This is a genomic window from Pedobacter foliorum (genome assembly GCF_013266735.1).
Taxonomy (GTDB): domain Bacteria; phylum Bacteroidota; class Bacteroidia; order Sphingobacteriales; family Sphingobacteriaceae; genus Pedobacter; species Pedobacter foliorum.
The window spans coordinates 177,260-193,576 of sequence record NZ_JABSNU010000006.1 but is presented as its reverse complement, the minus strand read 5'-3'; the positions used below and the strand labels follow the sequence as shown (position 1 = coordinate 193,576).

At 38.3% G+C, this 16,317-nt stretch carries 14 protein-coding genes; 5 read left to right on the top strand and 9 right to left on the bottom strand.

All coding sequences use genetic code 11. From position 1 onward, the window contains the following. Nucleotides 1-49 precede the first annotated feature (49 nt). On the bottom strand, nt 50-646 hold the full coding sequence (locus HQN83_RS13910; RefSeq protein WP_173090962.1) for an OmpH family outer membrane protein: 597 nt from the start codon (nt 644-646) through the stop codon (nt 50-52). Between the two features lie 214 nt (nt 647-860). Between HQN83_RS13910 and gyrB the strand changes: the two genes are divergently transcribed. Further along, entirely contained in the window at nt 861-2,819 is a 1,959-nt protein-coding gene (gyrB, locus tag HQN83_RS13905) for a DNA topoisomerase (ATP-hydrolyzing) subunit B (protein WP_173090961.1), read from the top strand. Nucleotides 2,820-3,260: 441 nt separating this feature from the next. Here gyrB and HQN83_RS13900 read toward each other — a convergent pair whose 3' ends face one another. After that, nucleotides 3,261-3,683, bottom strand: coding sequence for a retropepsin-like aspartic protease (locus HQN83_RS13900; RefSeq protein ID WP_173090960.1), 423 nt, complete (start codon nt 3,681-3,683; stop codon nt 3,261-3,263). A gap of 24 nt (nt 3,684-3,707) precedes the next feature. After that, on the bottom strand, nt 3,708-4,646 hold the full coding sequence (mdh, locus tag HQN83_RS13895; protein ID WP_173090959.1) for a malate dehydrogenase: 939 nt from the start codon (nt 4,644-4,646) through the stop codon (nt 3,708-3,710). 148 nt (nt 4,647-4,794) lie between these two features. Here mdh and HQN83_RS13890 point away from each other — a divergent pair, with 148 nt between their 5' ends. The 4 genes from HQN83_RS13890 (at nt 4,795) to HQN83_RS13875 (ending at nt 11,254) form a co-directional block, all read left to right on the top strand. Next, nucleotides 4,795-5,277: a lipocalin family protein gene (locus HQN83_RS13890; protein WP_173090958.1), complete on the top strand. Its 483-nt coding sequence runs from the start codon at nt 4,795-4,797 to the stop codon at nt 5,275-5,277. Between the two features lie 94 nt (nt 5,278-5,371). Then, nucleotides 5,372-9,799: a DNA polymerase III subunit alpha gene (gene dnaE, locus HQN83_RS13885; protein ID WP_173090957.1), complete on the top strand. Its 4,428-nt coding sequence runs from the start codon at nt 5,372-5,374 to the stop codon at nt 9,797-9,799. Between the two features lie 151 nt (nt 9,800-9,950). Beyond that, nucleotides 9,951-10,271: a thioredoxin gene (trxA, locus tag HQN83_RS13880; RefSeq protein ID WP_173090956.1), complete on the top strand. Its 321-nt coding sequence runs from the start codon at nt 9,951-9,953 to the stop codon at nt 10,269-10,271. Between the two features lie 62 nt (nt 10,272-10,333). Further along, a complete protein-coding gene (locus HQN83_RS13875; protein ID WP_173090955.1) occupies nt 10,334-11,254 on the top strand; it encodes a DUF58 domain-containing protein in 921 nt (306 codons plus the stop codon). 229 nt (nt 11,255-11,483) lie between these two features. Here the strand turns inward: HQN83_RS13875 and HQN83_RS13870 are convergent, their stop codons facing one another. From HQN83_RS13870 to HQN83_RS13845, 6 genes are all read right to left on the bottom strand, one after another. Next, nucleotides 11,484-12,671 carry an aspartate aminotransferase family protein gene (locus HQN83_RS13870; protein WP_173090954.1) on the bottom strand — a complete coding sequence of 396 codons (1,188 nt, stop codon included), beginning with the start codon at nt 12,669-12,671 and terminating at the stop codon, nt 11,484-11,486. 15 nt (nt 12,672-12,686) lie between these two features. After that, the gene (locus tag HQN83_RS13865) at nt 12,687-13,133 is read right to left on the bottom strand and encodes a hypothetical protein (RefSeq protein ID WP_173090953.1); all 447 of its coding nucleotides are present in this window, start codon (nt 13,131-13,133) and stop codon (nt 12,687-12,689) included. 9 nt (nt 13,134-13,142) lie between these two features. Further along, on the bottom strand, nt 13,143-13,661 hold the full coding sequence (locus HQN83_RS13860) for a hypothetical protein (RefSeq protein WP_173090952.1): 519 nt from the start codon (nt 13,659-13,661) through the stop codon (nt 13,143-13,145). 34 nt (nt 13,662-13,695) lie between these two features. Beyond that, nucleotides 13,696-14,256 (bottom strand): RNA polymerase sigma factor, encoded by a 561-nt coding sequence (locus tag HQN83_RS13855; protein WP_173090951.1) that lies wholly within the window; start codon nt 14,254-14,256, stop codon nt 13,696-13,698. Nucleotides 14,257-14,284: 28 nt separating this feature from the next. Continuing rightward, nucleotides 14,285-15,244 carry a transketolase family protein gene (locus HQN83_RS13850; protein ID WP_108206580.1) on the bottom strand — a complete coding sequence of 320 codons (960 nt, stop codon included), beginning with the start codon at nt 15,242-15,244 and terminating at the stop codon, nt 14,285-14,287. 62 nt (nt 15,245-15,306) lie between these two features. Beyond that, a complete protein-coding gene (locus HQN83_RS13845; RefSeq protein ID WP_317172508.1) occupies nt 15,307-16,173 on the bottom strand; it encodes a transketolase in 867 nt (288 codons plus the stop codon). Nucleotides 16,174-16,317: the final 144 nt, after the last annotated feature.

The following is a 16,317-nucleotide window of genomic DNA, read 5'->3' as shown; positions in this document are numbered from 1 at the left end:
AAAAATGCCCCGATAATTCGGGGCATTCCATATGTTCATTAAACCTGCATTATTTTGCAGCTGGTTTGTAAGTATCATTTAAGCCAACAATTACTTCGCTGGTTACATCTAAACTTTCGTCAGCAAATAAGATAGCGCTGTTACCTTTAGAATAAGTTAACACCATTTTAAAGCCTTTCTTTTTTGCGTAACCTTTTAGGTAATCAGCAACTTTGTCGTAAAGTTTTTCGTTTTCAGCAGCTTGTTCAGTTTGAAGTGCAGCACCTGCATTTTGCTGATAAGCTTGTAATTCTTGTTGTTTACGAGCAAGTCTTTCTTCGGTAGCAGCTCTTTGGTCAGCTGGCAAAGTATTTGCCTGTTGTTGGTAAGCAGCAACCTCACGTTGAAACGCTTGTTGTTTAGATCCAAGATCAGCCTGAGCTGTTTTAGATTTTGCTTCTAATTTTACCTTAATGTCTTTAAAATACTGATATTTTGTTAGTAATGAATCAGAGTTCACATAAACAATCTTCTCGTTATTTGAAACAGTAGCTGGTTCCGATTTTGCAGCTGTACCGGTCTTTTCATCTTTATTCTGACAAGATGCCATTAAAGAAACTATGGCTACAGCAGTAGCAATACTGCCTAATGTTGTTTTTGTTTTCATTAGTATTTAATTTGTTTTTTCTGGGTTATAAACCTATCCTCCTGCCCATTCCTGAGTGATAAATTTCAACAAATATAAAATTTCAAATTTAGTATCCTAAAGAACTGTTTTTTTTCGGATGTTTTTCCTCAGTTTTAAGTCAAATAGTTATCCACATTTGCCGTTAATTGGCCATAAATGGTTAAATTTGAGTCTAATTGTTTTATTTAAATATATGAGCGAAGAAAAGGATCCTAATTCAAATTATTCGGCAGATAATATACAGGTTTTAGAAGGTTTAGAAGCGGTGCGTAAGCGCCCTTCGATGTATATAGGCGATACAGGAGTTAAAGGTTTACATCACCTGGTGTATGAGGTTGTAGATAACTCGATTGATGAGGCATTGGCAGGACACGCCGATACCATTTATGTAAATATTCTTGAAGATAACTCGATAAGGGTTGAAGATAACGGACGTGGTATTCCAACAGGAATTAACACGAAAGAACAAAAATCGGCACTAGAAATCGTAATGACGGTACTACACGCCGGTGGTAAATTCGATAAAGATACCTACAAAGTTTCTGGTGGTTTGCACGGTGTGGGGGTAAGTTGCGTTAACGCATTATCAACTCACTTAAAAGCAGAAGTACACAGAGAAGGAAAAATCTGGGTTCAGGAATACAACATCGGTAAGCCATTATACGAAGTAAAATCTATCGGCGAAACCGATAAACGTGGTACAATTGTAACCTTTACACCGGATGCCACCATATTTACCCAAACTACAGAGTATCGTTATGATACTTTGGCTTCGAGATTAAGAGAGTTATCTTTCTTAAACAAGGGCATCAAATTAACACTTACAGACGAACGTGAAGTAAATAACGACGGAACTTTCCGTACAGAACTTTTCCATTCTGAAGGTGGATTAAAAGAATTTGTTCAATTCCTTGACGGTAACCGTCCATCATTAATTGCTGAGCCAATTTATGTTGAAGGAATTAAAAACGGTATTCCTGTTGAGCTTGCTTTGCAATACAACGACAGTTATGCAGAAAACGTTCACTCTTATGTAAACAACATCAATACACATGAGGGAGGTACACACATTGCCGGTTTCAGAAGAGGTTTAACCAGAACACTTAAAGCTTACGCTGATAAATCAGGATTGCTTAAAGGGGTTAAATTTGAAATCACAGGCGATGACTTTAGAGAAGGTTTAACCGCAGTAATTTCAGTAAAAGTTCAGGAGCCTCAGTTTGAGGGTCAAACTAAAACTAAGCTTGGTAACTCTGAGGTTATGGGTGCGGTTGATATTGCTGTAGGTGAGGCACTTGGTATTTACCTTGAAGAATATCCTAGAGAAGCAAAGTCAATCGTTAATAAAGTAATTCTTGCGGCTACTGCCCGTGCTGCGGCGCGTAAAGCTCGCGAAATGGTGCAGCGTAAGAGTGTTATGGGAGGTTCAGGCCTACCTGGTAAACTTGCCGATTGTTCAGATAGCGATCCGGAAAAATGCGAATTATACCTGGTGGAGGGAGACTCCGCAGGTGGAACTGCTAAACAAGGTAGAGATCGTAACTTTCAGGCCATCCTTCCTCTAAAAGGTAAGATCCTGAACGTTGAAAAAGCAATGGAACATAAGATCTACGAAAATGACGAGATCAAGAATATGTTTACCGCTCTTGGTGTAAGTATTGGTACTCCAGAGGATGACAAAGCTTTAAATCTCACAAAACTTCGTTATCATAAAATTGTAATCATGACGGATGCTGATATCGACGGATCTCACATTACTACCTTGATTCTTACCTTCTTCTTTAGGTATATGAAGGCGTTAATTGAGGCCGGTTATGTTTACATTGCTGCGCCACCGTTGTATCAAGTTAAAAAAGGTAAAGAGTTTGAATATTGCTGGAACGATAAGCAACGTGATGCTGCTGTACAGCGTTTAAAAGGTGCTGGTAAAGAAGAAAGCGTACATATTCAACGCTATAAAGGTTTGGGTGAGATGAACGCAGAACAATTGTGGGATACTACCTTAAACCCTGCAACACGTACACTAATGCAAGCTACAATTGAAAATGCTGCAGAGTGCGATCATACCTTCTCTATGCTTATGGGCGATGATGTTGCTCCAAGAAGAGAGTTTATCGAAAGAAATGCAAAATATGCTAAGATTGATGCTTAGTCATTAAGCATTCAAGAATATAAATTAAAGAGGTCTGTTTTTCAGACCTCTTTTTTTTGTGACATGTTTACTTTGTCATCATCCTACTAATGCCGAACAAGCTGCCAGGCAAAATAAATTACCAGTGATAGATTGGTTTTTGTTAATTAGTATTTGTATTTTTATGTAAGTTTCATTCAAACATCAATAGTATTCAATTGATGCTTGAATGAAATTGGTTTTGCAACTCAATAAAATTTGGCTTGTTTTAGCTTTGGATTTGGAAAAAATTCGAATTTCAACCTAAAATATAGTCGTCTCTGACACCACGTTTAAACGTACCTTGTTCGGACCTTGTTCGACCATAGTCGAACGAGGTCCGAACAAAAGCCGTCGAAGAGCCGATGCAGACTTCGGACCAAAAAAAATGCAAAAAAAAATGATTTTTGTAGTTTAGTAAATCTATTTATAAAGGTAGAGCTTCATTTTTTTGTAGTTGATGACCGCCTGATATTTCAATAACAGATCACTACCGATAATGCCTATAATGGGGGGGTGCCCAAGACCTTCGTAGGCTTGGTTTACAGCTTCCAAATCCAAGGCAACAGTTTCATAGTTCTTCAATGCCAGACGGCCAATCTTTATAGCTGGTATTACAGCCTGCAAAGTGCTTGAGGTAGAAAATAATGTTGTAGCTTGAGTTTCTTCGCTGTGCTCCAGGTCTTTAAGGTGGTCTTTAAGGAAAGTTTTATCAAAAACGGATCTAGAAGCGCCGGTATCAACCACGGCAAATAACTTTTGTCCAAAAACAACAATTTCCACCAATAGGTGGAAACCGTCGTCTTGTAAGCTTATTAAAATTAAGGGTATTGAGATTGGTCTCATTTAAACTATTCTATATACCCTCGTTTAAACGAGTTTCATTTCATGAAGCACTGCGTTCATATTACGAACAGCATCAGCGCTTTTGTTAAATGTATCTTGTTCTGTATCACTTAATTTAATGTCTAGTATTTTTTCAGCACCATTTTTACCAATAATTACCGGAACAACTAACGAAATATCTTTTTGGCCATATTCGCCATCTAAATACACTCCCGATGAAATTAGTTTTTTCTGGTCGCGCACAATACTTTCAACCATTGCAGCAGTTCCTGCTCCTGGCGCGTACCATGCCGATGTGCCAATCAGTTTAGTTAAAGTAGCGCCCCCAACCATAGTGCTGGCAACAACTTTTTCCTGCTGTTCTTTAGATAAGAATTGAGTAACAGGAATGCTATTCCATGTAGCGTGATTAATTAAAGGAATCATAGTGGTGTCTCCATGGCCGCCAATAACAACAGCGTTCAAATCTGCTGGAGAGCAGCCTAATTCCTGACTAAGGTAATATTTAAATCTGGATGAATCTAGTGCTCCACCCATTCCTAATACGCGGTTTTTAGGTAGGCCTGTAGATTTTAAAGCCAGATAATTCATGGTATCCATTGGATTGGAAACTACGATAATGATGGTGTCAGGCGAGTGTTTTAAGATATTTTCGGCAACACCTTTTACGATGCCGGCGTTAATGCCAATTAGCTCTTCACGAGTCATGCCCGGTTTGCGGGGTAGGCCCGAGGTGATTACCACAACTTCGGATCCTGCCGTGCTGGCATAATCGTTTGTAACACCGGTAATTTTAGTGTCGAAGCCTAATAAAGCGGCCGTTTGCATCATATCAATTGCCTTGCCTTCTGCAAAACCTTCTTTAATGTCCAGTAAAATTAACTCTTCAGCTAATTCTTTTCTGGCAATATTATCTGCACAGGTAGCGCCAACGGCACCTGCACCTACAACCGTTATCTTCATAAATATAGTTTTTTACATATGTTACCTTCCCTTCGAAGTTAGAAAAATACATGAGTTTAAAAAATGGTTTTTAAAACTTTATTCTTTATTGCTGGTTTTATGATAAAGAATTTACATTTGCTGATCGGGCGAAAAATTAGGGGAGCTTATGGAAAATGTACCAGTACAAAAGGTTGATATAATGTCTTATGCAGGCAAGTGGTATTCTATATGTTCGATACCCACTATAATGGATAAAGACTGGTATCAAACCACAGAAACATATGTTATTCATCCGGATGGTTACTATGCAGTTTTTACTACTTACAAAGTGGTTGGAACTGATGAGCAAAGGTACACCCGGTCTAAACTGTTTGTAACTAGAGGTAGTAATAATGCTACGCTAAAGGCGCAATACGTGTGGCCGTTTAAGGTTGATTACTGGGTAATAGAATTAGCTGACGATTACTCGTATGCTGTGGTTGGCCATCCTAAACACAGACATCTTTCTGTCTTGTCACGCAAGCCCGTGCTTTCGGATGAATTGCTTACCGGAATTATTAACAGATGTGAGCAACGTGGTTACGACACCTCAAAGCTTGTCTCTCAGGAACATCACATTGTTTCATTCGATGAAACGGCACTAGCCTGACCTTTAAATTTAGAAACCCCTTACATCACAGGCAAAAAATACGTATTTTTGGACTTCCATTTTTGATTTCCAAAACGAGTAATTTAATTACAATATGTATTTGATTTTTGATACCGAAACTACAGGTTTACCACGCAATTGGAATGCCCCAATTACTGATACAGATAATTGGCCCAGGTGTATCCAAATTGCATGGCAGTTACATGATGAGTTAGGTAATTTGATCGAAAATCAAGATTATCTTGTAAATCCTGACGGATTTAATATTCCGTATGATGCAGAGCGTATTCATGGTATTTCTACTGAGCTTGCTCAGGAGCAAGGGATTGGATTGCAAGAAGTTTTAGAGAAATTTAACATTGCACTTTCTAAAGCGAAATTCATTGTAGGCCAAAACATAGGTTTCGATGTTAATATCATGGGCTGCGAATTTCACCGGATGGGAGTGGAAAGCCCTATGGCACAAATGCCGGTTTTGGATACCTGTACTGAAACTACAGCCGAATTATTACGCCTTCCAGGCGGTAGAGGAGGTAGGTTTAAATTACCTAATTTAACTGAGCTTCATCAGTACCTTTTTGGTGAGCCATTTTCTGAGGCACACAATGCTACTGCGGATGTGGAGGCAACTACACGTTGCTTTTTTCAGTTACTTAAAATTGATGCTTTCAGACCTGAACAATTACAGGCCGATCAAAGTTATATTCGCCTTTTTAAAGAAAAGAATCCGGGAGTAATAAACCGAATTGGTTTAACACACATCAATCTTAAATCAGCTTCTGATGATATCAGAAAAAGGTTGCAAAAAACAAGTGGCGGTCCCTCTAAACAGGAGCTTGCCAGTAATAAACAGGAACTTAAAAATGCCGCATTTGCGCATTTGCATAACCACACACAGTTTTCTGTTCTACAGTCGACTATTAATATACCTGCGCTGATAAAGGCGGCAGCGGCCGAGAAAATGCCTGCTGTTGCGATGACCGATCATGCGAATATGATGGGCGCATTCCATTTTGTTGCTCAGGTACTTAATCACAATAAAGGGATTGAGGCTAAAAATGCCGCTGCAATAGAAAAAGGAGAAGAACCTACAGACGTAATTTTAAAGCCGATTGTAGGGTGCGAGTTTTTTGTTTGTGATAACCATGAAGATAAAAAACGCAAAGACAATGGTTATCAGATTGTGTTGCTAGCCAAAAATAAGAACGGTTATCACAACCTTGCAAAAATGTCGTCCATTGCCTATACAAAAGGATTTTACTATGTTCCAAGGATAGATAGGGCAGTTATTGAACAATATAAAGAAGACATCATTGTACTATCTGGAAACCTCTACGGAGAGATTTCCAGTAAATTGCTGAACATCGGAGAGCGCCAGGCTGAAGAGGCTTTGGTGTGGTGGAAAGAACAATTTGGTGATGATTTTTATATCGAGCTGATGCGCCACAATCAGGATGATGAGAACATCGTAAACATTTCTCTGATTTCGTTGGCGCGCAAGCATGAGGTTAAAATGGTGGCAACCAATAACACTTATTACATTGGTAAAAAAGATGCAAACGCGCACGATATTTTACTTTGTGTAAAAGATGGCGAGAAACAAGCCACTCAAATAGGTAGCGGCCGTGGTTTCCGCTATGGTTTGCCTAATCAGGAATACTATTTCAAATCTGCTGATGAGATGAAGGCGCTTTTTGCCGATGTCCCTGAAGCTATTTTAAACATACAATCCATTGTAGATAAAATTGAAATCTACAAACTTGCACGTGAGGTGCTCTTGCCTAAGTTCGATATTCCGGAAGAGTTTTTAGTTGTCGAGGATGAGGAAGATGGTGGTAAACGAGGAGAGAATAAATTTCTTCGTCATCTTACTTATGTAGGGGCTAAGAAACGTTACGGAGAGCTTACACCTGAAATTACTGAACGACTAGATTTCGAGTTGCAAACCATCGAAAAAACTGGTTATCCCGGCTATTTCCTTATTGTACAGGATTTTATTGCCGAAGCCAGGAATCTGGATGTTTCGGTAGGACCGGGCCGTGGATCTGCTGCAGGATCGGTAGTTGCGTATTGTTTATGGATTACCAATATAGATCCGATTAAGTACGACCTCCTTTTTGAGCGTTTCCTAAATCCGGATCGTGTTTCCATGCCCGATATTGATATTGACTTTGACGACGAGGGTCGTGGAAGGGTAATGGATTATGTAATCAAAAAATATGGTTCAAATCAAGTTGCGCAAATCATTACTTATGGTACCATGGCGGCAAAATCTTCTATCAGAGATACCGCCCGTGTATTAGATCTGCCACTTTTTGAAGCTGATAAAATAGCCAAGCTTATTCCTAATATGAAGCTGGCCAAGATTTTTAATCTTGATGAAAAGACATTAAAAGAGGCCTTAAGGGCTGATGAATACGAAAAGGTTTTAGAGCTAAAAGCTTTATCAAGTGCTAAAGATTTAAGTGCCGAAACCATTCTGCAGGCGCAAATTTTGGAAGGGTCATTACGTAACACAGGTATACATGCCTGTGGGGTAATTATTACGCCCGACGATATTACTAATTTCGTTCCTGTTTCTGTAGCTAAGGATTCCGATCTGTATGTAACACAGTTTGATAACTCTGTTGTAGAGAGTGCCGGATTGCTAAAAATGGACTTTTTAGGGTTAAAAACATTAACCCTTATTAAGGACACTGTTAAGCTTGTAAAGCTTGGGCATGGTGTAGAGCTTGATCCTGATAACTTCCCAATAGACGATGAAAAGACATACGAGCTTTTCCAGAGAGGAGAAACGATAGGTATTTTCCAGTACGAGAGTAACGGGATGCAGAAATACATGAAGGAGCTAAAGCCTACGGTTTTTGGTGACTTAATTGCCATGAATGCACTTTATCGCCCGGGACCATTGGAGTATATTCCAAGTTTTGTGCGCAGAAAGAATGGCGAGGAAGAAATTCAGTATGACCTTGATGCCTGCGAAGAGTATTTAAAGGAAACTTACGGTATTACTGTATACCAGGAGCAAGTGATGCTTCTGTCTCAAAAGCTTGCCGGTTTTACTAAAGGTGAGGCCGACGTTTTGCGTAAGGCAATGGGTAAAAAGCAAAAGGAAGTACTAGATAAGATGAAACCTAAATTTGTTGCTCAGGCAGCAGAAAAAGGGCACGATCCAACTACCCTTGAAAAGATTTGGAAAGATTGGGAAGCTTTTGCATCCTACGCGTTCAACAAATCTCACTCTACTTGTTACGCCTGGATTGCCTACCAAACTGCTTATTTAAAGGCGCATTACCCTGCTGAATATATGGCTGCAGTACTGTCGAACAACATGAGCGACATTAAACAAGTTGCCTTTTTCATGGAAGAGTGTAAGCAAATGGGGGTTCCGGTGCTTGGTCCGGATGTTAATGAATCAGGTATTAAGTTCTCCGTAAATCCTCAGGGCGAAATCCGTTTCGGATTATCCGGTATTAAAGGGGTTGGTGATAAAGCTGTAGAAAGTATTATTGTAGATCGGAATGAGCATGGAATGTATAAAGACGTTCATGATTTTGCTAAAAGGTCTAATACGCGTACTGTAAACAAAAAAGCATATGAGAGTTTCGTTTACAGTGGTGCATTTGATGGCTTTGGCTATCACCGTGCGCAGTACTTTTTTGTAGGTATTAATGATAAGATGAACGGAATAGAGAAGCTCATCAAATTTGCCAATGATTTTGCGAATAACGAATCGTCATCGCAATCGTCTCTATTTGGAGGTTCAGTGGCCGATATGATTTCGGAACCATCACTTCCGGTTGCTCCGGAATGGACCTTAATTGATCGTTTAAAATTTGAAAAGGATGCTATCGGAATTTTTCTGAGTGGCCACCCTTTGGATAATTACCGCTTAGAATTAAATGAATTTTGCCAGCAAAAGGTTAGACATCTTTCTATTGTTAACAAGATAAGAACCGGAGATACCAATGAAGAGGTGCTTGCTGAGTTTGAGGGAATAAAGAACCGAGAACTGGTTGTAGGTGGTTTGGTAGTGGTGGCAGCGCAAAGAATGACTAAAACCGGAAAGCCTTTTGGAACCATGGTTTTTGAAGATTATGAGGATACTTGTGAGCTTGCTTTATTTGGTGATGACTTCATTAAGTTTAAACAGTTTCTAACTGATGGTTATTATTTACAAATTCGCGGGAGGGTTGGAGAAAGATTTAGAAAAGAGGGCGATTGGGAGTTTAAGATCACTTCTATTAACCTGCTTTCGGAATTAAGAGATAAATTGGCTAAGTCTGTAACCATCCAGGTGCCACTTGAACGGATTGATGATGACTTTATGACTCAAATTAATGCAATATTAGAAGACAATAAGGCTAATACTGATCAGCAAAATTGCCAGTTACTTTTTGAAATTTATGATAGGGAGCAGAATGTGAACATTAAAATGCCTTCTAAGTCGGTTAAAATCAATCCTAGTAATCATTTTTTAGATCAATTGAAGAGTTTGGATGTTCACCCTAAGTTGAACTAATGTCATTTTGGCACTAGTAAAGTTGATGGCACTACAATTGATTATATCTTTGCATCAACAATACCTGTAAATTTATACTCACAGAGTTTATGCTACAGACTTTTAACAGTTGATTTCAATAGGAAAAATAAACAAAATTAAAATAAGAATTATGGCTTTGGAAATTACAGATGCAAACTTCGAAGAACTTGTATTAAAATCAGATAAACCCGTTTTGGTTGATTTTTGGGCAGAATGGTGTGGTCCATGTCGCATGGTTGGACCATCAGTAGATGAGATAGCAAAAGAATACGAAGGAAAAGCAATCGTTGGTAAAGTTAACGTAGATAACAACCCACAGATCTCAACTCAATTCGGAATCCGCAACATTCCTGCTTTGTTGTATTTTAAAGACGGTCAGGTTGTTGATAAGCAAGTTGGTGCAGTTCCAAAATCTGTATTAGCGCAGAAATTAGATAAGCAATTAGCGTAATTCAAAATACACTAGTTTAAAAAGCGTTCATAACTTATGAACGCTTTTTTTATATTTACACTATGCAGTCGCCATTTGATGAACAAGCCTTACACTTTAACAGTAATTTAGAACTTCTTGCACGACAGGTAGTAGAGGGCTTTATTACCGGTCTTCATAAAAGTCCGTTTCATGGTTTCTCTGTTGAATTTGCCGAACACAGACTTTACAATGTTGGTGATAGCGTTAAAAATATTGATTGGAAACTGTATGCCAGAACAGATAAATTGTTCAGTAAAAGGTACGAAGAGGAAACCAACCTTCGTTGCCAATTCATAATAGATGTTTCTTCGTCTATGTTTTTTCCGGTAAACGAATACAATAAGCTCAATTTTGCTATACAGGCTACAGCTGCCTTGATTTATTTATTAAAACGGCAGCGAGATGCATTTGGGCTTAGTCTTTTTACGGATCATTTGTTGTTAAATACTCCCGCAAAATCTACTACTACACATCAAAAATATTTATTTACCCATCTGGAGGGGATATTGAAATCTCAAAAGATGGACGTAAAAACCAATGTAGAGCAGGCGTTGCATCAAATTGCTGAATTGATTCATAAACGGTCGTTGGTAGTTATTTTTAGCGATATGCTAAATACAATGCAGGATGAAAATGATACTGAAGCTTTGTTTTCTGCCTTGCAGCACTTAAAGTTTAATAAGCACGAGGTGATTATTTTTAATGTTACCGACAAATCAAAGGAAGTAGATTTTAACTTTGAAAATCGCCCTTATGAGTTTGTTGATATGGAGACAGGGGCAAAGCTTAAAGCGCATTCATCTAAAGTAAAAGAGGCTTATCTTTCAAAAATGAGTCATTATAGGCAAGCCATACAACTTAAGTGTACACAGTATAAAATAGACATGATCGATGCTGATATTTCAGCAGGATTTTATCCCATATTGCAAGCTTATCTGATTAAACGACAAAAGATGAGCTAGGGTACATTAAGTAGTCTGCTAAACCTTCCTTAAGCCAATCGTTATGCTGAATTTAGTTCAGCACCTCGCACTAGCAGCAGTCGTCATGCCGCTGAAGAGCGGTATCTCGCACTAGCGAGGCTTCCCTTCTCTTGCGGGGTCCTGAAATAAATTCAGGATGACGACCGAGTATACAAAATTGTCATTGCCACTTTTTTGCATTCTTTCGAATGCTAGGCTCTCAGGATGACTAAGTTAAAGCATCAACATTCTTTAAAATAACGGAACAAGCGTATTCTATTTCTTCATTGCTGATGATTAGTGGTGGTGCTACCCGCATTGAATTACTGCAATGTAAAAACCAGTCGCTTATTACGCCATCGGCAATACACGCATCAATGATCTTTTTGTTGGTTTCAAAGTTTTCAAATTCAATTGCAATCATTAATCCTTTGCCACGTACTTCTTTTATTGCAGGATGTACGAGTAATTTTTTAAACAGTTCTCCTTTTTCTGTTACGCCATCAACTATGTTTTCATTAACAATTGTTTGCAATGTTGCTAAGCCTGCTGCGCAGCTAACCGGGTGACCGCCAAAGGTTGTAATATGGCCAAGTATCGGGTTGGTTGCCAGCGCAATCATAATTTCTTTTGAACTTATAAATGCACCAATTGGCATACCGCCTCCAATGCCTTTGGCTAACAATAGGATATCCGGTACAATGTCGAAATGTTGAAAGCCAAATAGCTTGCCTGTGCGCCCAAAGCCGCATTGAATTTCGTCGAGCACTAACAATGTGCCAGTGGCAGTACATTTCTCTCTGAGGGCTTTAAAATAAGCCTTATCGGCAACTCTAATCCCTGCTTCTCCCTGTATGGTTTCAACAAATACAGCTGCGGTGTTTGTAGTGATCAGATTCAGATCAGGTAACGAATTGTATTCAATAAATTTAATGTGAGGTAGTAGGGGACGATAGGCCTGTTTAAACTCTTCGTTACCCATTAAACTTAATGCACCTTGAGTGCTACCATGGTAAGAATTATTGCAGGAAATGATCTCGGTTCGCTGCGTATAACGCTTTGCAAGCTTCATTGCACCTTCAACAGCTTCGGCTCCTGAATTTACAAAATAAGTGCAGTTTAAATTTGATGGTAAAACATCGGCAAGTGCTTTTGCAAAATTCACTTGTGGACTTTGAACAAACTCGCCATACACCATAATGTGCATATAGCTTTCTGCCTGATTTTTTACAGCTTCTACAACGGCAGGGTGGCAATGGCCAACATTGCTAACGCCAATGCCTGCTATTAAATCCAGATATTTTTTGCCCTCAGTATCATAAAGATACATTCCGCTGGCTTTATTAAATTCTAAAAGGAGAGGTTCTAATGTTGTTTGAGCGTTATGTTGAAGAAATAACTGACGTTGTGTAAGCATACACAAAGGTAAGAATTAAGGCTTGTTATTACGGTATCTTGATAGTAACTCTCTTTTAAAGGTTTCTTGAGCTCTATAGTATTTTCCTATAACCTTAATCGGTAAGCTTGACTTTAGTTTTGCATAATACTTTTTGTCAAGGTTCAGGTCTTTTTGTTTAAAGTCAAAATCATTAACGATCAAAGCTTGCACTTCACTGTCAGACATTTCGTCAATTTCAGGCATCTTTTTAAAGCTGATCATTTTTTGTCCACGCTCTTTACGCAGTTCAGATAGCTCTTTTTGATAGTCGTTATAGATAGGCCAAAAGATCTTCGCTTCTTCAGTTGATAGCTCTAGTTTCTGGGTTAAATAAGCAATTTTATAAGACTCAATTTCCTCACGTTTCTTGTTGTCTGGTCTTTGTGCCATTGCAAGAATAGGGAATATAAAAAGGAGCGCTATAATGGTTAAATTTTTCATTTCTATAGATTATAAACTTGTTGCAAGCTCGCTTTGAGAATAATTAGTTAGTATATAGTTTTCTAAGTCGGTATCTGCAGCTGTCGATTTAGGTTGTATAATATCGGCACTACTAATATGATCTATAATAACTTGCTCGTCAATGTCATATAACATTTGGTCTGTTGCTAAATCTGTAGAGGCAGTTTGCTGAACCGGATTTCTTTGGTTGAAATACAGACCCAAGCCCGTCACTAATAAAAAGCAGGCTGCGGTAGCATATTTTAAGAGGCTAGAGTTCCATAAACGTACTACTTTAGGTTTTGCTACAGGTTCTGCTATGGTTTTAGCTAAAATGTTAGCTTGTAATTTTTCAAAGTAATTATCAGGAACTGTATGCCCGTCATTTTGAATAACGGCTTTGAATTTTTCTGCACTAATTCGGGCATTGATGCTTTCGCTCAATTCATCAAAATAATGTGCAGGGGTAGTAAATCCGGTTTCCCGAACTCCCTTCATCCATTCATCGTTTTCAAAATCTTGTTTCATTACAAATGTATTGATGCATTAATTGCCAAAAGGTTTAAAAGGTAATGTCTTCATTTAGCATAAAAGTTTCAATTTTTTTTACGGCTATATGAAAAGAGGCTTTTAACGCGCCTACGCTGGTTCCTGTAATTTCCGAAATTTCTTCATATTTAAGTTCATCAAAATATTTCATGTTAAATATAAGTCTTTGTTTTTCGGGTAAAGTTAGTAGTGCCTGCTGTAGTTTTAGCTGTATTTTATCTCCATTAAAATAAGATGAAGCTACCAGTGTTTCCGATAGTTCGTCTGAAACCTCATCTAATGAGGTATTATTTCTTTGTTTCTTTTTATTGAGGAAAGTGATACACTCATTGGTAGCAATCCTGTAGATCCAGGTGTAAAGCTGAGCATCACTGCGGAAAGATTCTAGGTTTTTCCAAACCTTAACAAAAACATCCTGTACAAGATCATCCGCATCGTCGTGATCTATTACCATACGGCGGATATGCCAGTATATTTTTTGTTGGTATTTATTTAAAAGCAGGTTAAAGGCTTCATTACGAGTTTTTGTGTTAGCGAACTTTTCTAAAATCTCTGAATCTTCAACCTGCTTCATCTATTATATTTTGGTTGGATAGATACTATTATTTTTTTGCTCTTTTAATTACTTTTTGAGCTGCTTCAATAATATTTATTGAATCTAATCCGTATTTAGTCATTAATTGATCTGGAGTACCACTTTCTCCGAAGCTGTCGTTAACAGCCACAAATTCCTGAGGAGTTGGCAATTCAGTTGAAAGTAATCTTGCAACGCTTTCACCTAATCCACCAAATTTATTGTGCTCTTCGCAAGTAACCACACATCCTGTTTTCTTTACAGATTTTAGGACTGCTTCTTCATCCAAAGGTTTAATGGTATGGATATTAATAATTTCAGCATCGATGCCCATTTCTGCTAGTTTTTCGCCAGCTTCAATTGCTTTCCAAACCATGTGTCCGGTAGCAATAATAGTTACATCAGTACCTTCGTTTACCATCCATGCCTTACCAATCTCGAATTTCTGATCAGGATCAGTAAATACAGGGATTACCGGGCGACCAAAGCGTAGATAAACCGGGCCATGATGCTCAGCTATAGCGATAGTAGCTGCTTTAGTTTGGTTATAATCACAAGGGTTAATTACAGTCATGCCAGGAAGCATTTTCATTAAACCTATATCTTCAAGGATTTGGTGAGTTGCACCATCTTCTCCAAGAGTTAAACCAGCGTGCGAAGCACAGATTTTTACGTTTTTATCAGAGTAAGCAACTGATTGACGAATCTGATCATAAACTCTTCCTGTTGAAAAGTTAGCGAAAGTTCCGGTAAATGGAACTTTACCACCAATGGTTAATCCTGCTGCTATACCGATCATGTTTGCTTCAGCAATACCGATCTGGAAAAAGCGTTCAGGAAATTCTTTAATAAAGGCATCCATTTTTAAAGAGCCCACTAAGTCTGCGCAAAGTGCAACTACTTCAGGGTTTTTCTTACCTGCTTCAAGTAATCCTGCTCCAAAACCAGAGCGGGTATCTTTTTTTTCAGTGTATGTATATTTTTTCACGAGTTCTCTATTTTTAATTAATGATGTTCAAGCTTGCTACGCAGGTTTTCATTAAAGGCTATTTAATAATCTTTTAAGGTACTTGGCAATTGAGCAAGGGCAGTAGCAAGTTGCTCGTCATTTGGAGCAACACCATGCCATTTATGCGATCCCATCATGAAATCAACACCAGCACCCATTTGAGTACTCATTAAATTCAAAATTGGTTTACCTTTTCCTGCTAATGTTTTAGCATAATGTAATGCTTTAACAATTGAATCCATGTCGTTACCATCAGAGTTAATCACATGCCATCCAAAAGCTTCAAACTTAGCTTGTAGGTTTTCAAGAGATAATACTTTTTCAGTAGGACCATCAATTTGCTGTCCGTTATAATCAACTGAAGCAATAAGGTTGTCTACTTTATTATGAGGAGCATACATAATGGCTTCCCAGTTTTGTCCTTCCTGTAATTCACCATCTCCCAGTAAAACATATACAGTTGAATGATCTTTATTAAGCTTTTTAGCCTGGGCTGCACCAATAGCAACAGACATTCCCTGACCTAAAGATCCAGAGGCAATTCTAATGCCCGGAAGTCCTTCGTGAGTTGTCGGGTGACCTTGTAACCTTGAGTTTAATTTTCTGAAAGTAGCTAGTTCGCTAATATCAAAGTATCCAGATCTGGCAAGAACACTATAAAAAACTGGTGAAATGTGTCCGTTAGATAGGAAAAATAAGTCTTCTCCTTTTCCATCCATTGTAAAATCAGTAGAGTGGTTCATTACCTCAAAATACAGTGCAGTAAAGAAATCTGCACAGCCTAATGATCCTCCTGGGTGACCAGATTGGCAGGCATGTACCATCCTAACAATATCCCTTCTTACCTGAGAAGCAATATCTTCTAATTCATTGATTGTATGTTTCATTAATTGGGGTTGTTGATTAATATGACAAACTTAGCTAAAACTGTGCAAGCATTCATATGTACAGTTAAAATAAATATCCCAATATTAGCGCTTATATTTTAAAAAGTGCTCAGATAATAATAAAAAGGAATATTAAAAGACACACTGCCTAAAAAACAACACGTA